The sequence below is a fragment of the Salarchaeum japonicum genome (genome assembly GCF_049705945.1).
Classification (GTDB): Archaea; Halobacteriota; Halobacteria; order Halobacteriales; family Halobacteriaceae; genus Salarchaeum; species Salarchaeum japonicum_A.
Window position 1 is genome coordinate 1,807,159 of sequence record NZ_JBNAMV010000004.1, and the last position, 20,802, is coordinate 1,827,960.

A 20,802-nucleotide genomic window follows, 5' to 3' on the forward strand; every position below is an offset into this window, starting at 1 on the left:
CTTATTCGTTGTAGTCGTCGAGGCTCGCGTACTCGCCCGTGGTGGTTTCACTGATGAGCGCGCCGTCCATGTCGAGGCCGAGCACGCGCTCCGCGGCGCGGCCGACGGGTTCGATGAGGTCGTCGGGCGCGTACACGCCGAGTCGCCACTGCTCGCGCTGCGCCATCTGGAGCGCGCGTACGAGCGTGGACTGTTCGTCCAGCCGCCGGACGTCGCCGTTCACGAGCACGCCCGTGGTGGACTCCCGCATCGACGGCTGGCCCTGCACGTCGAGAATCACGTGCGCGGGGTCGACGTCGGCGTCGGCGGCGATGTCGGCCTCGAACGCGCGCACGGTGTCGTGGTCGGGGTCGAACAGCGGCTCCTCGGGGTCGAACACGTCGTCCGCCACGTCGTCCAGTTCGGCCCAGACGGCGCGTTTATAGAGGTCGCGGTCCGCGAGTCGGTCGGCGAGCGCGCGCGAGGCGTCGTGCTCGCGGAGGCGGACGAGGAGTTCGTAGTCGTCCATCCGCCGCAGGCGCTCGCCGGTCACGTCGCCGGCGTCGAGGAGGCGTTCGCTCGCGCGGCGCAACATCGCCTTCGAGATGCGGGCGACGTGATGGCTGTAGACGGTCGGGTTCATCAGCGCGCGGGCGAGCAGGAGTGACTCCGCGGTCTGGACGTTCCCCTCCTTCAGCACGAGGCGGCCGTCGATGAACGTCAACTCGCGCACCAATCGGCCGGTGTCGATGGTGCCGTAGGGCACTCCCGTATGATGCGCGTCCCGAACGAGGTAGTCCATGCGGTCCACGTCGAGTTCGCCGGCGACGAGCTGGCCGAGTTCGTCCTCGCCGGTGACGAGCGCGGTGACGCGCTCGGGGTCGAGACCGTAGTCGTCGAGTACGCCCGCGATTGGGTCTGATTCGACGAGGCCGGCCACGTCGTCGTGGTACTTGCCGGTGTGGCGGTGGATGAGGTCCTCGACGTTGTGGCTGTACGGTCCGTGGCCGATGTCGTGGAGGACGGCGGCGGCGCGCACGCGTTCGGCGCGCGGACCGTCGATGCCGAGATGGGTGAGCGCTCGTGACGCGAGGTGGTAGACGCCGAGGCTGTGTTCGAAGCGCGTGTGGTTCGCGGACGGATAGACCAAGGAGACCGTGCCGAGTTGCTTGATGCGGCGCAACCGCTGGACTTGCGGGGTGTCGAGGAGGGCGGCGGCGACGCCCTCGACCTCGATGTGGTCGTGGACGCTGTCCTTCACCGTGTGCATACTCCGGGGTTCGCCGGCATCACGTAAAAACGACCGGCCAGGTCGGCCGGCGACGCAAGCGTTTAGCGCGCGGCGGCCGCACGCTCCTGTATGGTGACGTTTCTCGCCGGCGGTACGGGGACGCCGAAGCTCCTCGCCGGCGCGCGCTCGGTGTTCGACGGCCCGCACACCGTGGTGGGGAACACGGGCGACGACGTGGAGCTCGGCGGCGTCCTCGTTTCGCCGGACATCGACACGGTACTGTTCGACGGCGGCGGCGTGCTCGACCGGGAGACGTGGTGGGGCATCGCCGGCGACACGACGGAGACCCACGAGGAACTGAAACGCCTCGCGACCGAGGCGGACATCGCCCCCGAACCCCGCTACCTTCCCCCGGACAAACAGACGGCGGGCCGGGACATCGCGCGGTGGCGGCGGTTCTCGGGCGCGTGGGAGTTCATGGAACTCGGCGACAGGGACCGCGCGGTGCACGTCTTTCGAACCAGCCTCCTCGACGAGGGGCACACCCTGACGGAGGTGACGCGGACGCTCGCGGACGCGTTCGACGTCCCGGAGGACGTGGTGCCGATGAGCGACGACCCGGTGGCGAGCATCGTCCACACCCCCGAGCGCGAACTCCACTTCCAGGAGTACTGGGTAGCGGAGCGCGCAGAACCCACGGTGGAGCACGTGGAGTTCCGCGGCGCGGCGGACGCCGAGGCCGGCGACGCGGCGCTCGCGGCGATACGCGAGGGGCCGGTGGTCGTCGGGCCGTCGAACCCGATTACGAGCATCGGGCCGATGCTCGCGCTCGACGGACTGCGCGAAGCGCTCCGGGAGGCGACGGTGGTGGCGGTGTCGCCGTTCGTGGAGGACGAGGTGTTCAGCGGGCCGGCGGCCGAACTCATGGACGCCGAGGGGTACGACGCGAGCACGCGCGGCGTCGCGGACGCCTACGACTTCGCGGACGCGTTCGTGCTCGACACCGACGACCGCACGGACCTCGCGCGCCCGACGGTGCGGACGGACACGCGGATGAACGATGACGCCGACGCGCACCGGGTCGCCGAGGCCGTCGCGGACGCGCTGGAGGTGGCGTGATGTTCGAACCACGCGTCGCCCTCGCGAGCCTGAGCGGCGAAGCGGACGCGGCGTGGGCGCGCGACGCGAGCGACTACGCGGGCCTCGCCGTCCTCGGCGGCCTCGCACTGGACGACGCGACCCAGCGGGCGGCGCGCGAGATGGTCGCTGACCGCGACCGAACCGAATTCCTCCCCGACGACCCCATCGACTTCCTCGCCGGCGAACTCGACGCGCTCGCCGATGCCGACATCCGCGCGGGGTTCAACGTTCGGACGACGACGCTCGCGCCGCTCCGCGCGGCCTCCCGCGAGTGCGCTCGCCGGGACGCCGTGCTGGAGGTGAACGCGCACTGCCGCCAATCCGAAATGTGCGACGCGGGTGCGGGCGAGTCCCTCCTCCGCGACGGGGAACGCTTGGCCGAGCAGGTCGCGGCCGCGAGCGACGCGGGCGCGACGGTTTCGGTGAAGGTACGGGCCGAGGTGGACGGCGTCGACCTCCCGGCGCTCGCCGCCCGACTCGACTCGGCGGGCGCGGACTGCCTGCACGTCGACGCGATGGACTCTGAGCCCGTGATTCGGGAGGTTCGCGAGTCGTTCGACGGATTCCTCGTCGCGAACAACGGCGTGCGCGGCCGGGAGACCGTCCACGAGTACCTCGACTACGGCGCGGACGCGGTGTCGGTCGGTCGGCCGAGCGACAACCCTCGCGTCCTCGCGCGCGTCCGCGACGCCACCGCGGAGTGGTTCGATGCGTAGCCCCGCCGCGAACGCCGAACTCGCGCTCCTCCTCGAAGTCGCGGGCACGCCGAAACCCGGGAACGTCGACCGACACCGCGACCTCGCGGGCTTGCGATTCGAGCACTTCCTCGCGGGCGCGGTCGGCGCGCGTCCCGGACTCGCTGACGCGGAATCCGGCGCGCCCGTCGGCGAGGCGTTCGAGCGCGCCGTCGCGGGGATGAGCGACCAGTCCGGCGGGAACACCCAGTTCGGCTGTCTCCTCCTCCTCACGCCGCTCGTCCGCGCCGCCGCCGAGCGCGGCCTCACGCCTGAATCGGTTTCGAACGTCGTCGAACACACGACGGTCGCGGACGCCGCCGGGTTCTACCGCGCGTTCGACCACGTCGACGTGGCCGTCCCCGACCTCCCCGACGACGCGTACGCCCTCGACGTACGCCGCGGAAGCGACGCCGTCCCCGAACTCGAATCTCGTGGTCTCACGCTCTCCGACGTCATGGCGGAGAGCGCGCCCGCGGACGGGAACGCCGTCGAGTGGACCTCGGGGTTCCCGCGGACGTTCGCCGCCGCGGACCACATCGAGTCCGGCGACGGGTTGATACTTGACCGCGCGGCGGACGCCTTCCTCTTCCTGCTCGCGGACGAACCGGACTCGCTGGTCGCCGGCCAGCACGGCCCCGAAACCGCGCGCGAGGTGTCGGAACGGGCGAGTGAACTTCTGGACGCGCCGCGGGCGGACGTGGCGGCGTTCGCGGACGACCTCGTGGCGCGCGGCGTCAACCCCGGAACGACGGCGGACATCACGAGCGCCGCGCTGTTCGTCGCGCTCGAACGCGGGGTGTCGGTGTGACCGACTGGCCCGCCGCCCTTCGGGGCGTCACCGAGACGGTGGTGACGACGCGCGGACCCAACGACCGGTGGAACGCCGCCGCCCTCGGCGTCCGTGCGCCGCGAAGCGGCGAGGACGGCGAGTCGCCCGCGACGGCGACGACGTGGGGGCGGACGCGGACGCGCGGGAACTTCGAGCGCCGCGGCGAGGGCTACGTGCAGTTCACGACCGACCCCGTCCTGTTCGTGCGGGCGGCGCTCTCGGTTCACGAGACGGACGACCCCGTGTTGGACGCGGCGGACGCCTGGGCGCGCGTGACGGTCGAACGCGTCGACGCGGGCGAGTCCGACGGGACGGAGTGGGTGGAGTGGGCGCTGACGCCGGTGGAGGCCCGCGTCGTGCGCGAGTCGGTGCCGACGACGAACCGCGGGTACTACGCCGTCGTGGAGGCGACGGTGGCGGCGTCCCGACTCGACGTACCCGCCTACGACGAGGAAACGCTCCGGGAGCGACTCGACTACTTCGCGGACGTCGTCGAGCGCTGCGGCGGCGACCGCGAGCGCGAGGCGATGGCGCTCGTCGCGTCGTACAGCGCGTACGAGAACGAATCCTTTTAACGCTCGGCGGAACAAACCCCCGATATGGCCATCAAGCCCGACTACGTCAAGAAGACGGGGAACATCCTCATGGAGCGATACCCCGACGCGTTCAGCCGCGAGGACTTCGAGCACAACAAGGACGCCGTCGTGGAACTCACGAACATCGAGTCGAAGGAAGTCCGCAACCGCATCGCGGGCTACATCACGCACAAGCGACAGTAGTTTTCCCCGCAACCGAAGCGCTTTGAAGTTCTTCCCGACTAGAGGGGGGTATGGTAAACGTAGGCGTACTCGGAGCGACTGGTGCTGTCGGACAGCGATTCATCCAGTTGCTCGCCGAGCACGACGAGTTCGAGTTGGCGACCGTTACCGCGAGTCCACAGTCCGCGGGCGACACCTACCGGGAGGCGGCGAAGTGGCGCGTGGACACGCCGATTCCGGAGGACGTCGCGGACCTCGAAGTTCGCGAAACCGAACCGGACGCGATTCCGGACGACGTCGACCTCCTCTTCTCCTCGCTCCCGTCGTCGGTCGCGGAGCGCGTCGAGCACGACTTCTGTGAGGCGGGCTACGTGGTGTCCTCGAACTCGTCGAACGAGCGCACCGCGGACGACGTGCCGCTCGTCATCCCCGAAGTGAACGCGGACCACCTCGACCTCATCGAGGTCCAGCGCGACGAGCGCGGCTGGGACGGCGCGCTCGTGAAGAACCCGAACTGCTCCACGATCACGATGGTTCCCACTCTCAAGGCGCTCGACTCCTTCGGCCTCGACACGGTTCACGTCGCCACCCTGCAGGCGGTGTCGGGCGCGGGCTACTCCGGCGTCACGTCGATGGAAATCCTCGACAACGTCCTCCCCCACATCGGCGGCGAGGAGTCCAAGATGGAGTCCGAGTCCCGGAAACTCCTCGGGGAGTTCACGGGCGCGGAAGTCGACTGGCACGACGTGGATGTCTCTGCCTCGTGCAATCGCGTTCCCACCCTGGACGGCCACCTGGAGAACGTCTGGGCGGAACTCGACGACGACCCCAGCGTCGCGGAAGTCGCGGAGGCGTTCGCGTCCGCGGAGACCCAGGACCTCCCGAGCGCGCCCGACCCCTTGGTTCACGTGTTCGAGGAACTCGACCGCCCCCAGCCGCGTCTCGACCGCATGCTCGGCGGCGGCATGGCGGTCGCGGCGGGCGGCATCCAGCAGACGGAGAGCGGCATCCAGTACAACACGCTCGCGCACAACACCATCCGCGGCGCCGCGGGCGCGAGCGTCCTGAACGGCGAACTCCTCGAGCGCGACGGCTGGCTGTAGTCCGTTCCTGTTTCGTTCAGTCCACGCGGTTCTTCAGTTCTTCACCCGCTTCGAGACGAGTGACGTTCTCCGCGAGGATGTCCGCGAGCCGCGTCCAGTGTCGTGGGGTGTGGCCGGCGTTGTGCGGCGTGATGAGGCAGTTGTCGAGCGTCCAGAGCACGTGGTCGGGCGGGAGCGGTTCGGGGTCGGTCACGTCGAGCGCCGCCCCCCGAATGCTCTCGCCGCGCAACGCGTCTACGAGCGCGTCCGTCTCCACGACGCCGCCGCGCGCGACGTTCACGAGCACGGCGTCGGGTTCGAGCGTCTCGAACGCCGCCGCGTCCACGAGTCCTTCCGTGGTTTCGGTGAGCGGGCACGCGAGCACCACGTAGTCGCTGCGCGCGAACGCGTCGTGCACGTCCGCGGGGTCGAACCCCACGACCTCGTCCGTCGGCCCGCCCTTCTCCGGCGTGTACCGGACGCCGATGGTGTGCGCGCCGAACCCGCGCAGGCGCTGTTCGACCTCGGTCCCGATAGCGCCCAATCCGACGATGGTGACGGTCGAATCGGTGAGTTCGCCGTGGGCCTTGTAGTGACGCCACTCGCCGCGCTCGGACTGCCTGAACCCCTGCTGGAGGTTCCGCGCGAACGTCAACAGGTAGCCGAGCACCTGTTCGGCGATACCAGGGGCGTGGATACCCGCGCCGTTCGTCACCGCGACGCCGCGCTCGCGGAGCGCGTCCATCGGGAGGTGGTTGTAGCCGGCGTACGCGCACGCGAACAACTCGATGTCGTTCGCGGCGTCGAGGAGGTCGGTGTCGATGCTCGTTCCGGTCACTATCTCGGCGTCCGAAACGTCCTCGCGTTCGGCCTCCGGGGTCGCCGCGTACCGAATCTCGTGGTCGGGGAGGCGTTCGTCGAGCGCGTCCGCGTACTCGCGCGAGGACAATCCGTGGGTGTCCGCGCGCAACACCGTAATCGTGGGTCGGTCAGTCACGTTCGCGTCTCCGCCCGCGACCGCCTAATCCGTTTCCGTCGCCGCGTCGCGTCCGCGTTCGCCGGTTTGCCAAGGGTTTTTGGCGGGCATCGGCAACCCTCGGAGTATGAGCGACGATGCGAGCCTGTCCTGTCACGCGAAACTCGCCCGCGTGGTGCTCGCGAACCGCGGCCCCCTCTCCCCGAGCGAGATAGCGGACGAAGCCCGTATCTCGGAGGCGGACGCCGCCACCGCGATGGACGAACTCGTGGAGGCCGGGCGCGCGGAGTGCGTCTGCGGCGTCTGCGAGACACGCGAACAGGTGTACGCACTCCTCGAAGAAGCGAAGGCGTAGCCCTCTTAGCCGCGCCCGCCATAGTCTCCCGTGCGCGCCGTTTGTCCCCACCCGAGCACACCCACTACGGGCGCGATGACGACTGGAGAACCCCGGCGTGCGACAAGTCGAGCCCTGCTCGACTGAACGCGGAGGCTGCGTCACGCAGCCACGGTTTCGGAGCCGGCGAGTACGGCTCCGGGGTAGCGTCCGACCGCTCGCCCGCCACGAGGGTTTCCCGGCTGACGCGGCACGCCGCCTCGGGATGACGCCGGCCGTTAGTGTCGCGGGCGCCATCTCAAAATTCCGGGAGCAACGCCTCTCCCATCCGTACCGGCTCCCGACTCGTTCGAATAGAAGACTGGTGTACAGCGCACCCGGAACTGAGTACGTGTGTGTATTTATCGGCATACTTTTGATACGACTGAAAGCAATTGCTGCTATGGCTGAAGAAGCACCCGAGTCAGGTGATGCTGACGTCTCTGATTCGATGGTGCGCGAGATGGTCGCGGAACTCAAGCCCGATTGGCAGGTCACCTCGATCGAACGGAGTCCCTACGGGACTGACCTCGTTGCTATCCTCGAGGTTCGAACGCCGGAGCCGCAGTCTGTCGTGCTGAAGGCGACGACCGCTGACTTTGTCGACCCGATTATTGCGCGCTCCGAGCCACGGCTACTCGAACTCGTCCACCGCGAAACAACCATTCCCGTCCCGGCGGTGTTCGGGTACTGTGACGACCACAGGCACTATCCCGCTCCGTTCTACGTGATGGACTACGTCGAGGGAGCGAACTACGAGAACCGCTTGGAGGAGCTCCCACGTACCGCCCGTGAGACGCTGCTTCGAGAAGCTGGCGAGAATCTCGCGGAACTCCACGAACTCGGACCGCTGCCCGCGCCTGGCAAAATCGGCGTGCAAGACGGCGAGTTGTGTGTCCTCGACACGGACGACTACCCTCGCCACGACGATTTCCACGACGCAGTTTTGGCTGACTGCATGGAGACACTCGACACTCTCACTGCCGGGGGCTTCTACCCGGACCTCGCAGACGACCCGGAACGCTTCGCCGATCTCGTGCCGGAGTTACGGGAGCACGTCCGGGAGCGTGTTCCGGACTTATCAGAACCCGAGGAGCCGACGTATTGCCACTGGGATTACCGGACCGGAAATCTGCTGATCGATCCGGACACGGGCGAAACACGTGCCGTTCTTGACTGGGCGAACCTCTCCTCGGCCGAGCCAGCGTACAATCTCGGACAGACGGAGTTCTACCTCCTAAACCCGGTCGCAGACGGTCCCCGGCGTACCAGTCGGCTCCGCGAGACGTTCCGTACTGCCTACGCGGACGCGAGAACCGATTGGGAGTTTACCGAGTCGGTACGCGAACGAATCGACGTGTATCGACTCGTCTGTCGGTTGGGCGCGATGGGGTGTCTCCCGCTCTGGTATCAGGATGCGTCTCCGGAGGAACGAAACGAACGCGCAGCGGAGCACCGAAGCGTCGTGAACCAACACTTGGCGGAGTAGAGACGAGCCTGCTCGGAGTGTTTCGGGGGCATCTCACTCGATAGCGGTAGTGCTTCTCAGTCGTCCGTGGCGTTCTCGATGCCCGCCACCAGTCGATAGGTGACGTTCCGTTCCGTCCCGGAAACGCCGGCGAACCCGAACGTGTAGTCGCCGCGCGCGGGTTCGTCGTGGAGCGCGAAGGTCGACCCGTTCTGGTTCGCGGTCACGTAGACGGTGTCGCCGGGTTCGAGGCGCGCGTTCGTGGTGACGGTGCCCGCTACGTCCCCGGCGCGCGCGGGGGGATTGGGTCCCCAGACGGGTTCGGTCGACGCGCTGACGTGGAGCGTCGTGTTCGCCGGGAGCGCCGTGCCGCCGGTATTCCGGAGTGCGACCGCGTTGCCGTCCTCGACTATCGACAGCGAGAGGTGCGGAACCTCCGCGACCCACGACGGCGGTCCGGTCCACTCCGCGTCGGCGTCGAGCGTTATCGAGTTCTCGGTACGTATCTCCGTGCCGTCGGAGTCCGCGGTCGTCACGGCGTCGATGTCGTGGACGACGCCGTCGGGCGTGACGAGCGCCGTTCCCTCGTAGGAGTCGTACAGATGACGCTGAGCGAGTGAAACGTCGTCGGCGCTGAGCCGGACGAACGTCCGACTGTCGCGCTCGACGGTGCCGTTCACGCTGTAGTTCCCCGCGGCAAGCGCCTGATAGAGCGCGAACCGCGGGCCGAATATATCGTCGTTCGTCCACGCACGAGTATTGGTGATGGAGTTCTGCACGACGCCGTAGTACGTCTCGCCGTTCGCGGTGACTCGGGAGTACTCCCGCGCGTCCGTCCCGTAGAACGCCTCGGTGACGCGCTGGCCGTCAGCGGTGCGCTCGAACGTACTGTAGTACGGCGTCCGGTCCGCGCCGTGCGCGTAGCTTCGGACGACGGTCTCGTTCGGGTTCGTCCACCGCTGCGTGAGCACCATCGACTCGTTCGCCGTCGCGGCGACGTATGCGTCGAGGAGGCTGGAGACGTTCACGAGCGTGCCGTTCGCCGCGACCCCCGGCGGGTACTGTTCCGCGCTGACGTTCGGCGACCACGTCCCGGCCGTCGTCGTGGGCGTGCCAGTCGTGCTGGTCGTTGCCCCCGTGGCGGCGCTGGTCGTCGGTGTGGTCGTCTCGGTGACGGTGGTGGGCGTCCCGCTGCTACAGCCGGCGGTGACGAGCAGGAGGGCGACGCAGCCGACGAGGACTGCGCGTCGTGTCGGAGACCTCATACTATGCACGTGGGGAGTGCCGATAAAAAAGTCCAGTGGGTAGCGGCCGTCGGAACGGCTACGGTGCCGTCCGTCGAACGGCCTGTATGAACGGTTGGTGGTCGCGGTGAGCGCGGGGAGTGAGCGGCCGCTGGGCCGGGTGTACGACGCGGCGTACGCGGGCGTGCCGAACTGGGACATCGGGCGGCCGCAGCGGCCGTTCGTTCGGCTGGTGGAGGCGGGCGTGCTCGACGGGCCGATTCTCGATGTAGGGTGTGGGACGGGCGAGCTCGCGCTGTTCGCGGCGCGCCACGGCTACGACGTGCTCGGCGTCGACCTCTCCGAACTGGCGGTGACGCAGGCGCGCGAGAAAGCGCGGTGGCGGCGCGTCCCGGCGCACTTCCTCGTGTGGGACGCGCTCCGACTGTCGGCGTTCGCGGACGCCGGCCTCCGGTTCGGGAGCGTGCTCGACTCCGCGATGTTCCACGTGCTCGGTGACGCCGAGCGCGACGCGTTCGTCCGCGAACTCACCGCCATCCTCGAATCCGGCGGCCTCTACTGCGTGCTCGGCGACCGACGGGAGAACGACCGAGACGTGTACGGCGTGAGCGTCCCCGAGTTACGCGAGCGCTTCCCGAGCGACCGCTGGGAACTCGCCTACAGCGAGGAAACGGCGTTCGAGCGCCGGTGGGGCGCGACGCCCGCGGTGTTCGCGGTGCTGCGCCGGCGGTGAGGCGAACGGTTTTCACGTCTCGCGGCCCTCGATTCGGGTATGACTCTCGACCCTGAGCGCGTCGCGGACCTCGGTCCCGAGCGACGCCGCGCGCTCTTCGAACGCGACGCGGGCGTGGAGGCGGTTCGCGGGGACGTTCGCGACATCCTCTCGCGGGTTCGCGCGGAGGGCGACGCGGCGCTCCGCGAGTTCGCGCGCGAGTTCGACGACACCGACGTGGGGAATCTGGACGTGACCGACGAGGCCGAACGCGCGTACGACAACCTCGACGAGGACACCCGGCGCGCCATCGACGACGCCGTGGCGAACGTCCGCGAGTTCCACGAGGCCCAACTCCCCGAGGACTGGCGCGAGGAGTTCGACGGCCGCGAACTCGGCCGGCGGTTCCGCCCCATCGAACGCGCCGGCGTCTACGTCCCCGGCGGCGCGGCCGCCTACCCGTCCTCGGCCATCATGGGCGTCGTCCCGGCGAAGGTCGCGGGCGTGTCGCAGGTCGCGGTTGCGACGCCGCCCGCGGACGAGATGAACCCGGTGACGCTCGCGGCGATTCACGCGGCGGGCGCGGACACCGTGTACGCCGTCGGCGGCGCGCAGGCCGTCGGCGCGCTCGCGTACGGCACCGAGACCGTCAACTCCGTCCAGCTGGTGGTCGGCCCCGGAAACAAGTGGGTGACCGCGGCGAAGGCCGAAGTCCGCGGCGAGGTCGAAATCGACTTCCTCGCGGGGCCGAGCGAGGTCCTGGTATTGGCGGACGACACCGCCGACCCCGCGTTCGTCGCGGCAGACGCGCTCGCGCAGGCCGAACACGACCCGAACGCGTCCGTCGTGGTCGTGACCGACGACGAGGACACCGCGGACGCCGTCTGCGAGGAGATAGACGCGCGTCTCGCGGAGCGCGAACGCGCGGACATCATCGAGGACTGCCTCTCAAGTGACGCGAGTGGCGTATTCGTCGCGCGCTCGCAGAGCGAGGCCGTGCTGTTCGCGGAGGAGTACGCCGCCGAACACCTCTCAATTCAGGCCGCCGACGACGAGGGCATCCTCGACCGCATCTCGAACGCGGGCAGTGTCTTCCTCGGACCGTACACGCCCGTCGCGGCCGGCGACTACGCCACCGGCACGAACCACGTCCTCCCGACGAACGGCCGGGCGAAGGTCACCGGCGGCCTGAGCGTGGACACGTTCCTCCGCGCGACCACCGTCCAGCGACTCGACCGCGACTCCCTCGGCGACATCCGGGACACCGTGACGACGCTCGCGAACGCCGAGGGACTGGAGGGCCACGCCGCCAGCGTCGACGCCCGCTTCCGCGACGAGTAGTCCGACGACCAGTACGGACGGCGAACTTATATTCTCGAACCTGCTTTCCCTAGTCATGTTCGCCGGCCACGAGACGCTCGCGTTCGCGCTGGTCGCCCTCGCGGCCCTCCGACTCGGCCGCTCGCGACCGGAGGCGCTCGCGCTCGGCATCGCCGCGGCCGCGTTCGCCGCCGTCCCCGACGTGGACATGGTGTACGCGCCCGCCGGCCTCATGGGACTCGACTCCGCGGGCGCGTTCGCCGCCGCGAACGCGTTCTGGGGCGCGTCCACCGTGGTTCACCGCGCGATGACGCACTCGCTCGTCGTCGCCGTCCCCGCCGCGCTCGGGTTCGCGCTCGCCGCGCACGACTCCCGGAACCGGTGGCTCGCCGTTCCAGTCCTGCTCGCGCTGGTCGGCGTCGCCGCGGTCTCCAGCGGCGCGCTCGGCGCGTTCGTCATGAGCGTGTACGTCGTCGCAGGTGCGGCCGTCGCCGTGCTCGCCACCCGTCGGCTCAATCTTCGCTCTCGGGAGGTCGCGGCGGTCGCCCTCGCCGGCCTCGTCACGCACCCGTTCGGCGACCTGTTCACGGGCGAGGCCCCGCAGTTCCTCTACCCGCTCTCCGGCGTCGTATTCGACGGCCGGGTCGCGCTCGCGAGCGACCCGACGCTCCACCTGCTCGGCGCGTTCGGCGTCGAACTCGCCGCCATCTGGCTCGGCGTCCTCACCTACCTCCACCTCACCGAGCGCTCGCCGTGGCGACACCTGAACGTCCGCGCCGCGGGAGGTGCGGCGTACGCGCTCGCCGCGTTCGTCATCGCGCCGCCGACCCTCGACACGTCCTACCAGTTCGTGTTCAGCGTGCTCGCGGTCGGGTTCGTCGGCGTCGTCCCGGACTGGAAACGCCGCCTCCCACCGCTCCCGACTGCGGCCGTCACCGGTCTCGCCGCCGTCACCGTCGCCGGACTCGCGTACGCGATCGCGTACGTCGCGGCGTAGCCCCCCAAAGTTTCGTAACGGCCGCCCTCCAAGCAGGTGTGATGAGTCAGTCGGAACAACTCGGATCTCTCCTCGAAGACCGGCGTCTGAACGCCGTACTCGCCTGGATACTGGTCGCGTTCGTCGCGTTGGTCGCCGTGGAGAGCGCGCTCGACGCCGACTGGGTGTGGGTCGGCGTCACGCTCGTCGTCGCCGTGCTCGCCGTCGTCCCGCCGGTCGCCTACAGCAACCCTCGCGTGATGTTGCCGTGGGAGGTGCTCGCGCTCGCGTTCCTCCCGGAACTCGCCCGCGCACTCCTCTCCACGCCGTTTATCGTGGACCTCGCGACGTACTTCTCGGTCGCGGCGCTCGCGCTCGTCGTCGCCGTCGAACTCGACGTGTTCACCACCGTCCGCATGACGGAGTGGTTCGCCGTGCTGTTCGTCGTTCTCTCCACGCTCGCCACCGCGGGCGTGCTCGCCGTCGGCCAGTGGCTCTCGGACGTGTTCTTCCGCACGGACTTCCTCTACCCCGAACCGCCCGAAATACCCGCCGACGTGGCTGACGGCGGCGCGGTCGACACCCTGCTCTGGCTCTCCGACGTGTTCGTCGGCACAACGTTCACCGGGCCGACCGCGCTCTACGTCCCGCCGAGCGTCGAGGAAGCCGCGCTCAACACCCTGATGTGGGACTTCGTCGCCGCGACCCTCGTAGGGTTGCTCGCAGGCGTCGTGTTCGAACGCTACTTCCGCCGGCGCGCCGACGCCCGCCTCCGCCTGCCCGAGGGCGTTGAAGAATCGCTTGATATCGCGGAGGGAAGCGAATGAAACTCCGGGACGCCATCGGCGTGAGCGCGACGAACCAGCGCCGCATCACGCGCGCGATGCAGCTCTCGCTCATCGGCATCGTCTTCGTCGGCCTCGACCGCGGCAACCCCGGTATCGTCGTGAACGGCACAATCGCCTTCGGCGTGACGTACGTCCCCGCGCTTCTGGAGCGCGACTACAACCTCCCGATGGATTCGGGGCTCGTCCTCTGGATGACGCTCGCGGCGTTCCTGCACGCGGTCGGCACGCTCGGCCCCTACCAGAACGTCGCGTGGTGGGATCACGTCACGCACGCGCTCTCCTCGTCGCTCGTCGCCGGCGCCGGCTACGCGTTCACGCGCGCGGTCGACGAACACAGCGACGACATCGCGTTCCCGCCCCGGTTCTCGTTCGCGCTCATCCTCCTCGTCGTCCTCGCCTTCGGCGTGTTCTGGGAGGTCCTCGAGTTCGCGCTGAGCGAGGCCGGGAACGCACTCGGCCAGGGCGGGTCCGTCCTCACCCAGTACGGCCTCGAGGACACCATCAAGGACCTCGTGTACAACACGCTCGGCGGCGTCATCGTCGCTATCTGGGGAACGGCGTACCTCGCCGACGTGGCGTCCGCGGTCCGCGAGCGCTTCGTCAGTGGCGAGTAGTTTTAACGGTCCCTGTCATCAACACGCACGCATGGTGTACAAGAAAATCACCCTAATCGGACGAAGCGAGGAGAACTTCGAGGCCGCAGTGGACGACGCAATCGAGCGCGCGGAAGAAACCCTCGACAACGTCTCCTGGGTCGAGGTCGTCGAACAAGGCGTCGAAGTAGCGAGCGTCGAAGACCGCGAGTATCAGGCGGAAGTAGAGGTCGCGTTCGCGCTCGACTAACTACGCGTTACGTGCGGAAGGACTCGCCGCAGCCGCATTCGGCTTCGACGTTGGGGTTCTCGACGTGGAAGCCCGCGGCCTGCAGGCCGTTCTCGTAGTCGAGTACGCTTCCCTCGATGTACTTCATGCTGCTCGGGTCGACGAACACACGGAGCCCGTGGTGTTCGGTGATGGTGTCGTCGCCCTCGGGTTCGTCGTCGAACCGCATCCCGTAGGAGAGACCCGCGCAGCCGCCCTGCTGGACGAACAGGCGGAGTCCCGCGATGTCCGTGTCGAGGCCTTCGCTCTCCAGGAGGTCGATGGCCTGAGAGGCCGCGTCCTCGGTGACCGTGACCGGCGTGCCGTCGCCGCCGGACTCGGCAGTCGTGCTCATACTCGTCTATTCCTCGCCCAGCGGAATAAGGATGCCGCCCCCAGCAGTCCTCACTCCTCCGCCGACTCGCCCGCGCGCTTCGTCCACTTCTTCTCGATTTCGGCGTTCGCGCGCACGACGGTGTCGTCGTCGACGCTGATGCGGGTCTTCCGGAGTTCGATCTGTTCCACGGTACCGGTGGTGTCGCCGGCGGTGACGGTGTCGCCGGGGTTGAAGTCGGGGTCGCGCAGGAGGTAGATGCCCGCGACCGCGTCCGCGATCATCCCGGAGAGCGCGTACGACACGCCGAGCGCGAGGAAGCCCGACGCGGTGCCGAGCGCGGCCGCGATGTCGTTCAGGCCGACGATGGCGAGGAATCCGAGTATCACGCCGAACCAGAGGAAGACGGCGATGACCGTCCAGCAGAACGTGACGTACAGCGGTTGGTCGTCGAACACACGTCGGAGGAACGCCTTCACGACGTACCCGACGAGTTTCACGAGAATCGCGGCGAGCACGAGGAAGATGACGCCGGACGCGACTTTCGGGAGTGCGCCGACGACGCCGTCCACGAACTCGGAGACAGTCTGGTCGATGATGCCCATACGCCGCGTTGGGTAGGCCGGCGAATAAAACACGGCGGCCGCGCGGACCCCGGAGGGTTAAGGAGACGGGTCGCGGAGCGGTGAACAGTAGACACGCATGAGTGACGCCGATGCAGTCGTCGACCGGTTGCGGCGCGAGTTCGGTGATGCGCTCCGGTCCGTGACGCACTACAACGCGGACGGCTACGAGGACCTCTACGTTCGCGACGACGTGGAGTCCGGCTACGCCGACGACCGGATGGAACGCATCGCGGAGGAGACGCGGATGGAAGCGTTACAGAGCACGTACCTCCGCGACCTCTTCAAGCCCGTGCACGGCGACTTCGAGTGCACGGTTCGGTTCTTCGCGGACGGCGTCGAGATAAACTACACCGTCTCCGAGACCCGCGGGTTCGCCGTCGGCCTCGACCGCGACATCGGCGGTACCGACTCGGTCGCCGACCGGGCCGAGCGCGCGCTCGACGACCGCCGGTAGTCGCCGTCGCCGGAACGTGAACGCTTTTGCCCGCGGTGTCGGTACGCGGACGTATGCAGAATCCACCCGAGGTCGGCGAACTGACGCCGCCCGACCGCACCCTGATGGGACCGGGGCCGAGTCCCGTTCATCCGCGCGTGCTGCGGTCGATGAGCACGCCGCTGGTCGGCCATCTCGACCCCGCGTTCGTCGACATCATGGACGAGACGCAGGACCTCCTCCGGTACGCGTTCCGGACGGAGAACGAGTGGACGCTGCCAGTCTCCGGAACCGGGAGCGCGGCGATGGAGGCCGCCATCGGCAACCTCGTCGAACCCGGGGACACGATGCTCGTTCCGACCAACGGCTACTTCGGCGGGCGGATGGCGGAGATGGCGCGTCGCGCCGGCGGCGAGGTCGTTCACGTGGACGCGCCGTGGGGCGAACCGCTCGACCCCGTGGACGTGCAGGCCGCGTTCGACGCGCACCAGCCGGACCTGTTCGGGTTCGTGCACGCCGAAACCTCGACGGGCGTCCGTCAACCCCAGGTGTCGGAACTCACGCGTATCGCGCACAGTCACGACGCGCTCGTCGTCGCGGACACCGTCACGTCGCTCGGCGGCGTCGAACTCCGCGTGGACGACTGGAACATCGACGCGGCGTACGCCGGCCCCCAGAAGTGCCTGTCGTGTCCGCCCGGCGCGAGCCCGCTCACGCTGAACGACGACGCGATGGACAAAGTCCTCTCACGAGAGACGCCCGCGCGCTCGTGGTACCTCGACCTCAGCCTCCTCGAAGGCTACTGGGGCGACGAGCGCGCGTACCACCACACCGCGCCCGTCACGAACGTGTACGCGCTCCGCGAAGCCCTCCGCCTCGTCGCCGAGGAGGGCATCAAGGAGCGCTGGGCGCGCCACCGCAGAGTCGCCGGCGCGCTCAAATCAGGCGTCGAAGCGATGGGACTCGAACTGAACCCCGAGGACGACTACTGGCTCCCGAGCCTGAACGCCGTTCGCGTCCCCGACGGCGTCACGGATGCCGCCGTCATCGACTTCCTCCGCGACCACTACGACCTCGAAATCGCCGGCGGACTCGGCGACCTTTCCGGAGAAATATTCAGAATCGGCTGCATGGGACACGGCGCGCGCGAGAAGAACGTCGCGTTCCTCCTCACCGCGCTCGCCGACGCCCTCGACAGCCTCGGTGCGAACGTCGACCCCACGGGCGGTCTCGACGCGGCCCGCGACTCACTCTGAGGGCGCTCGCGCGACCTCGTACTCGCCGTCCTCCTCGACCCCGATGACCGCATAGTCGTAGTCCGGTGCGGCTCGGTCGAGAAGTTCCCCGAGGTCCGGAACGTAGTCTTTCCACGTCACGAAACAACGCATTCGGTCGCCCGACGGCGTGTCTACGTCGTCCGTGACCGCGAGCACCTCGACCTCCTTCCAATCCCGGGCCGCCGTGAACGTCGCGCCGTCGCCCGCGACGCTGTACCCGAGGTCGGCGAAGATCGACTTGGCTTCCTCAGACGGTGGGCCGATGTGTGACACCATCTACCACACTCTACATCGACAAGTGTGATAAGCTTTACCGCCCACCTTTTTGCGGGTCGGGTGCGCTTCGCGCACCGCTCCCCGCAAAAATCTGGACCAAAAAGGCCGGTCGGCTTCGCCGACCGGGGAACGGCGCATCTCCGATGCGCCGACAGAACCGCCACCGCGCCATTACCGCAGGACGCTAGATGAGAGTCTAACTCTTGTGACCGAGTGAATTCAGTAAACGCGAGTAGTTCTTCGAACTATTCGTGTGCCGCGTTCCCGCGAGTGAGAGCCAGGCGCGTGAGTGAAGTCTCCGACTTCACTCATGGGCCGCGTCCCATTCGTCGGGTTTGCGGAGGTTGCCGCAGTCGTTGCATTGGATGCGGCCCATGGAGTCCATGGCGTTGTCGAGGGTTTCGCAGTTGAGACAGTACCAGCCGTATTTGCGTTCTCGGTCGAGGTCGCGGTAGACGGTGAGGAAGGGCGCTTTCTCGCCGCGTTCGCCCTCGTCCTCGGCGACGTAGAGAGTCTCGCCGTCGGCCGTGATTTCGAACATATCGGGAGAAGGCGATGGCGGTCCTTAGCGATGACGACACGTTCAATGCCGCGGGCCGATAGCTGTCTGTATGAGTCTTCGTTTCCTCCACTATTCGGACGTGGAGAACGCCCACGACGACCCCGAGCGCATCGGGCGGCTCGCGGGCGCGCTCCGCGAACTCGCCGACGACGGGACCGTGGTCGCGGGCACGGGCGACAACACGTCCCCGGGGGTGCTGCCGCTGGTGACGGAAGGAATGCAGGCCGTGGACTTCTTCGAGGCGGCGGGGACGGACGTGGAGACGTTCGGAAACCACGACTTCGACTACGGCGTCGAGGCGACGCGGCGCGTGGTCGCGGCGTCCCCCCAGACGTGGGTGAGCGCGAACGTCCGCGAGGACGGCGAACGGTTCGCGGCGGACGAGGGTGTCGTGCCGTGGCTCGTCATCGAGCGCGCCGGCACTCGCGTCGGCGTGACCGGCGTCACCGACCCCAAAACGCCCTCGATAAATCCGAACGCGGGCGCGGTGACGTTCGAGAATCCGATCGAAGCGGTGCGGGAGGCCGCGGCAGAACTCCGTGACGCGGGCGCCGAGTACGTTGTCGTGCTGAGTCACCTGGGGAACGGTGACCAGGAACTCGCAGTCGAGACCGACGTGGACGTGGTGCTCGGCGGGCACGTCCACTCGGAACTCCAGGAGCGCATCGAGGGCACGCTCCTCACCCGTCCGGGCGTGAACGGCGAGGTCGTCTACGAGGTCGAACTCGGACGAGACCCCGCGGTCACCCGCCACCGCGTCGCGGATTTCGGCGTGAACGAATCTGTCGCGGGTGCGCTCCGCGAGCGCGAGTCCGACGCCGCGCTGGACGAAGTTGTCGCGCATGTCACCGACCCAATCGAGCGCTCCGAGGCGACGACGTTCCGCGGGGAGAGCCGCATCGGGAACTTCGTCGCGGACGCGTACCGGTGGGCGGGCGACGCCGACGTGGGCCTCCAGAACAGCGGCGGCATCCGCTCTGGCCCCGACCTCGCGGGCGACGTGACCGTGAGCGACCTCGTCTCCGTCGTCCCCTTCGACGAACCCGTCGCCGTCGCGGAACTCACTGGCGAGGAACTCCGCACCGTCCTCCGGCAATCCCACGGCGCGACCGTCGGGTTCGGCGAGGCCGACTGGTGGCACTCCCACGTCAGCGGCGTCGAACTCGTCTGGGACACGACACGAGAAGAACTCGTCGAGGTCACGGTCGGCGGCGACCCGCTCGACCCCGATGCGACGTACACCATGGCGACGAACGACTACCTCTTCCACACCGACCACGAGTTCCCGCTGCTCGACCACAACCACCGCACGGGCACGCTGGACACCCAGTACGAGGTGCTCGCCGCGTACGCCCGCGAGTTCGGTATCGACCCCGCTGTCGAGGGACGGATTCGGCGGCGGCCGACGAAGGAGGCTTAGGCCCCCCGAGTGTACGCGTCCCCATGACACTCGTCGTTGTTCCGGTTCGCTATCCGCTCACGGAACACTCGAAGGGAACGCTCTCGGCGGCTATCGAGGAGGCGCGCGACCGCGGCGCCGACCTCACCATTCTCCACGTAAACCTCTATCAGGACGACCGGCGGGTGACGCGAACCGCGCTCAAGCACGCCGTCGAGCGCGCGTTCGGGACGCTCGACTTCGCGCGGTACGTCGTCCGGCGGAGCTTCCTCGTCGAACAGGCCATCCTCGACGAGGTCGCGGACGAGGGCGCGGACGTGGTCGTCATCGGCCACAAACAGATGCCGCGATGGCGGCGCACGCTCCGCCGGCTGTTCGGCACGCCCGACATCGAGTCCTTCCTCCGCGCCGAGCTCGACTGCGACCTCATCAGCGTTCCCGGTCGCTGACAGTCGGGTCGGGACGCTCGCTCGTGTCGTCGAACACCAGATGCCGGTGCGGGTACGCGATGTTCACGGAGTCCGTCTCCGACAGTTTCTCCCACACCTTCTCCTGGACCTTCGAGCGGACGGAGAGGAGCTTGTACGGCTCGCGCGCCCAGTACCGGAGCGTGAGGTTCACGGAACTGTCGCCGTACTCGTCGATGTAGCACGTCGGTTTCGCGGGATAGCGCGCGCTCCCGATGCGGACGCCCGGCCCGCCGGAGATGACGTCGTCCACCTCGCCCGCCGCCGTCTCGATGAGCCGCCGCGCCTCGTCCAGATCTCCCTCGTATGTCACGCCGATTTTGAGCGAGAGCCGCGTGCGCTCGTCCTCCGCGGAGTAGTTAATGATGTCGCGCTCGCGCATCGTCCCGTTCGGAACCACCAGGAACGTGTTGTCGAGCGTGAACACCTTCGTGTACCGGAGCGTGATATCCTCCACGAACCCGCGCTCGCCCGTGTCCGTGATTTCCACGAGGTCTCCGATTTCGTACGGCTGGTCGGCGAGCACGAACACGCCGTTGATGACGCTCCCGACGATGGGCGCGAGCACGAGACCGAGCACCGCGGAGAACACCGTGACGGAGAGCACGAGGTCGCCGAGTCCCAGCCCGAGGAACCCCATCGCGGCGAACACGCCCACGAGGAGGGAGCCGACGCGGAGCGCCCGCAGGATGGTTCGAGAGACGCTCGGGCGCTGGAACCGCCGCGCCACCCGCCGGCCGAGCACGCGCACGAGGACTTTCCCCGCGTACCAGCCGACGACGATGACGACGACCGCGAACAAGAGGTTCCACTCCTCGCGGCCCCACCAGTCGAGCGACACCAATCCCTCCGCGACCATACCGGACGCACGACGCCGGCCCCCTAAACCGTTGC

General features: G+C 68.4%; 26 protein-coding genes. 18 read left to right on the top strand and 8 right to left on the bottom strand.

Annotated elements, in window-relative coordinates; translation table 11 throughout:
• Window position 1 precedes the first annotated feature (1 nt).
• Complete coding sequence (locus tag ACOZ4O_RS11560) at window positions 2-1,249, bottom strand: HD domain-containing protein (protein ID WP_424525461.1); 1,248 nt, start codon at window positions 1,247-1,249, stop codon at window positions 2-4.
• 90 nt (window positions 1,250-1,339) lie between these two features.
• Between ACOZ4O_RS11560 and cofD the strand changes: the two genes are divergently transcribed.
• The 6 genes from cofD to asd are packed head-to-tail and all read left to right on the top strand — an operon-like array spanning window position 1,340 to window position 5,777.
• Window positions 1,340-2,329 (top strand): 2-phospho-L-lactate transferase, encoded by a 990-nt coding sequence (cofD, locus tag ACOZ4O_RS11565; RefSeq protein WP_424525462.1) that lies wholly within the window; start codon window positions 1,340-1,342, stop codon window positions 2,327-2,329.
• Complete coding sequence (locus ACOZ4O_RS11570; protein WP_424525463.1) at window positions 2,329-3,066, top strand: tRNA-dihydrouridine synthase; 738 nt, start codon at window positions 2,329-2,331, stop codon at window positions 3,064-3,066. The genes cofD and ACOZ4O_RS11570 overlap by 1 nt, the downstream gene beginning before the upstream one ends.
• The gene (locus ACOZ4O_RS11575; protein ID WP_424525464.1) at window positions 3,059-3,895 is read left to right on the top strand and encodes a triphosphoribosyl-dephospho-CoA synthase; all 837 of its coding nucleotides are present in this window, start codon (window positions 3,059-3,061) and stop codon (window positions 3,893-3,895) included. Before ACOZ4O_RS11570 ends, ACOZ4O_RS11575 begins: the two co-directional genes overlap by 8 nt.
• Window positions 3,892-4,491: a DUF447 domain-containing protein gene (locus ACOZ4O_RS11580; protein ID WP_424525465.1), complete on the top strand. Its 600-nt coding sequence runs from the start codon at window positions 3,892-3,894 to the stop codon at window positions 4,489-4,491. Before ACOZ4O_RS11575 ends, ACOZ4O_RS11580 begins: the two co-directional genes overlap by 4 nt.
• 24 nt (window positions 4,492-4,515) lie before the next feature.
• Window positions 4,516-4,695, top strand: a complete 180-nt coding sequence (locus ACOZ4O_RS11585; RefSeq protein ID WP_145848469.1) for a 30S ribosomal protein S17e — start codon at window positions 4,516-4,518, stop codon at window positions 4,693-4,695.
• Between the two features lie 50 nt (window positions 4,696-4,745).
• A complete protein-coding gene (asd, locus tag ACOZ4O_RS11590) occupies window positions 4,746-5,777 on the top strand; it encodes an aspartate-semialdehyde dehydrogenase (protein WP_424525466.1) in 1,032 nt (343 codons plus the stop codon).
• A gap of 16 nt (window positions 5,778-5,793) precedes the next feature.
• Here asd and ACOZ4O_RS11595 read toward each other — a convergent pair whose 3' ends face one another.
• On the bottom strand, window positions 5,794-6,753 hold the full coding sequence (locus ACOZ4O_RS11595) for a D-2-hydroxyacid dehydrogenase (RefSeq protein WP_424525467.1): 960 nt from the start codon (window positions 6,751-6,753) through the stop codon (window positions 5,794-5,796).
• A gap of 106 nt (window positions 6,754-6,859) precedes the next feature.
• Between ACOZ4O_RS11595 and ACOZ4O_RS11600 the strand changes: the two genes are divergently transcribed.
• Window positions 6,860-7,087 (top strand): hypothetical protein, encoded by a 228-nt coding sequence (locus ACOZ4O_RS11600; RefSeq protein ID WP_227261948.1) that lies wholly within the window; start codon window positions 6,860-6,862, stop codon window positions 7,085-7,087.
• A 421-nt stretch (window positions 7,088-7,508) separates the two neighbouring features.
• Entirely contained in the window at window positions 7,509-8,594 is a 1,086-nt protein-coding gene (locus ACOZ4O_RS11605) for a phosphotransferase family protein (RefSeq protein WP_424525468.1), read from the top strand.
• Window positions 8,595-8,650: 56 nt separating this feature from the next.
• Here the strand turns inward: ACOZ4O_RS11605 and ACOZ4O_RS11610 are convergent, their stop codons facing one another.
• Window positions 8,651-9,838, bottom strand: a complete 1,188-nt coding sequence (locus tag ACOZ4O_RS11610; protein ID WP_424525469.1) for a hypothetical protein — start codon at window positions 9,836-9,838, stop codon at window positions 8,651-8,653.
• A gap of 106 nt (window positions 9,839-9,944) precedes the next feature.
• Between ACOZ4O_RS11610 and ACOZ4O_RS11615 the strand changes: the two genes are divergently transcribed.
• From ACOZ4O_RS11615 to ACOZ4O_RS11640, 6 genes are read left to right on the top strand one after another with little or no spacing between them, the layout of a single operon-like run.
• Window positions 9,945-10,550 carry a class I SAM-dependent methyltransferase gene (locus ACOZ4O_RS11615; protein ID WP_424525470.1) on the top strand — a complete coding sequence of 202 codons (606 nt, stop codon included), beginning with the start codon at window positions 9,945-9,947 and terminating at the stop codon, window positions 10,548-10,550.
• Window positions 10,551-10,589: 39 nt separating this feature from the next.
• Complete coding sequence (gene hisD / locus ACOZ4O_RS11620) at window positions 10,590-11,870, top strand: histidinol dehydrogenase (RefSeq protein WP_424525471.1); 1,281 nt, start codon at window positions 10,590-10,592, stop codon at window positions 11,868-11,870.
• 55 nt (window positions 11,871-11,925) lie between these two features.
• The gene (locus ACOZ4O_RS11625; protein WP_424525472.1) at window positions 11,926-12,846 is read left to right on the top strand and encodes a metal-dependent hydrolase; all 921 of its coding nucleotides are present in this window, start codon (window positions 11,926-11,928) and stop codon (window positions 12,844-12,846) included.
• 41 nt (window positions 12,847-12,887) lie between these two features.
• The gene (locus tag ACOZ4O_RS11630) at window positions 12,888-13,652 is read left to right on the top strand and encodes a hypothetical protein (RefSeq protein WP_424525473.1); all 765 of its coding nucleotides are present in this window, start codon (window positions 12,888-12,890) and stop codon (window positions 13,650-13,652) included.
• Window positions 13,649-14,287, top strand: coding sequence for a hypothetical protein (locus ACOZ4O_RS11635; RefSeq protein ID WP_424525474.1), 639 nt, complete (start codon window positions 13,649-13,651; stop codon window positions 14,285-14,287). The genes ACOZ4O_RS11630 and ACOZ4O_RS11635 overlap by 4 nt, the downstream gene beginning before the upstream one ends.
• A gap of 31 nt (window positions 14,288-14,318) precedes the next feature.
• Window positions 14,319-14,516 carry a dodecin gene (locus ACOZ4O_RS11640; RefSeq protein ID WP_424525475.1) on the top strand — a complete coding sequence of 66 codons (198 nt, stop codon included), beginning with the start codon at window positions 14,319-14,321 and terminating at the stop codon, window positions 14,514-14,516.
• A 7-nt stretch (window positions 14,517-14,523) separates the two neighbouring features.
• Here ACOZ4O_RS11640 and ACOZ4O_RS11645 read toward each other — a convergent pair whose 3' ends face one another.
• Both ACOZ4O_RS11645 and ACOZ4O_RS11650 read right to left on the bottom strand, forming a co-directional pair.
• A complete protein-coding gene (locus tag ACOZ4O_RS11645) occupies window positions 14,524-14,889 on the bottom strand; it encodes a HesB/IscA family protein (RefSeq protein WP_424525476.1) in 366 nt (121 codons plus the stop codon).
• 50 nt (window positions 14,890-14,939) lie between these two features.
• Entirely contained in the window at window positions 14,940-15,473 is a 534-nt protein-coding gene (locus ACOZ4O_RS11650) for a mechanosensitive ion channel domain-containing protein (protein ID WP_424525477.1), read from the bottom strand.
• A 97-nt stretch (window positions 15,474-15,570) separates the two neighbouring features.
• On the opposite strand from ACOZ4O_RS11650, the gene ACOZ4O_RS11655 reads away from it, so the two are divergent.
• Together ACOZ4O_RS11655 and ACOZ4O_RS11660 are read left to right on the top strand one after the other, a co-directional pair.
• Window positions 15,571-15,948 carry a DUF7522 family protein gene (locus tag ACOZ4O_RS11655; protein ID WP_424525478.1) on the top strand — a complete coding sequence of 126 codons (378 nt, stop codon included), beginning with the start codon at window positions 15,571-15,573 and terminating at the stop codon, window positions 15,946-15,948.
• Between the two features lie 53 nt (window positions 15,949-16,001).
• Window positions 16,002-17,183 carry a pyridoxal-phosphate-dependent aminotransferase family protein gene (locus tag ACOZ4O_RS11660; RefSeq protein WP_424525479.1) on the top strand — a complete coding sequence of 394 codons (1,182 nt, stop codon included), beginning with the start codon at window positions 16,002-16,004 and terminating at the stop codon, window positions 17,181-17,183.
• Here ACOZ4O_RS11660 and ACOZ4O_RS11665 read toward each other — a convergent pair.
• Together ACOZ4O_RS11665 and ACOZ4O_RS11670 are read right to left on the bottom strand one after the other, a co-directional pair.
• Window positions 17,175-17,480, bottom strand: coding sequence for a DUF7116 family protein (locus ACOZ4O_RS11665; RefSeq protein ID WP_424525480.1), 306 nt, complete (start codon window positions 17,478-17,480; stop codon window positions 17,175-17,177). The two genes, ACOZ4O_RS11660 and ACOZ4O_RS11665, sit on opposite strands and share 9 nt — an antisense overlap.
• 304 nt (window positions 17,481-17,784) lie before the next feature.
• The gene (locus tag ACOZ4O_RS11670) at window positions 17,785-18,021 is read right to left on the bottom strand and encodes a DUF5816 domain-containing protein (protein WP_424525481.1); all 237 of its coding nucleotides are present in this window, start codon (window positions 18,019-18,021) and stop codon (window positions 17,785-17,787) included.
• Between the two features lie 70 nt (window positions 18,022-18,091).
• Between ACOZ4O_RS11670 and ACOZ4O_RS11675 the strand changes: the two genes are divergently transcribed.
• Window positions 18,092-19,462, top strand: a complete 1,371-nt coding sequence (locus ACOZ4O_RS11675) for a bifunctional metallophosphatase/5'-nucleotidase (protein ID WP_424525482.1) — start codon at window positions 18,092-18,094, stop codon at window positions 19,460-19,462.
• Between the two features lie 23 nt (window positions 19,463-19,485).
• Window positions 19,486-19,890, top strand: coding sequence for a universal stress protein (locus tag ACOZ4O_RS11680; protein ID WP_424525483.1), 405 nt, complete (start codon window positions 19,486-19,488; stop codon window positions 19,888-19,890).
• Here the strand turns inward: ACOZ4O_RS11680 and ACOZ4O_RS11685 are convergent.
• On the bottom strand, window positions 19,871-20,767 hold the full coding sequence (locus ACOZ4O_RS11685; RefSeq protein ID WP_424525484.1) for a mechanosensitive ion channel family protein: 897 nt from the start codon (window positions 20,765-20,767) through the stop codon (window positions 19,871-19,873). The genes ACOZ4O_RS11680 and ACOZ4O_RS11685 overlap by 20 nt on opposite strands.
• Window positions 20,768-20,802: the final 35 nt, after the last annotated feature.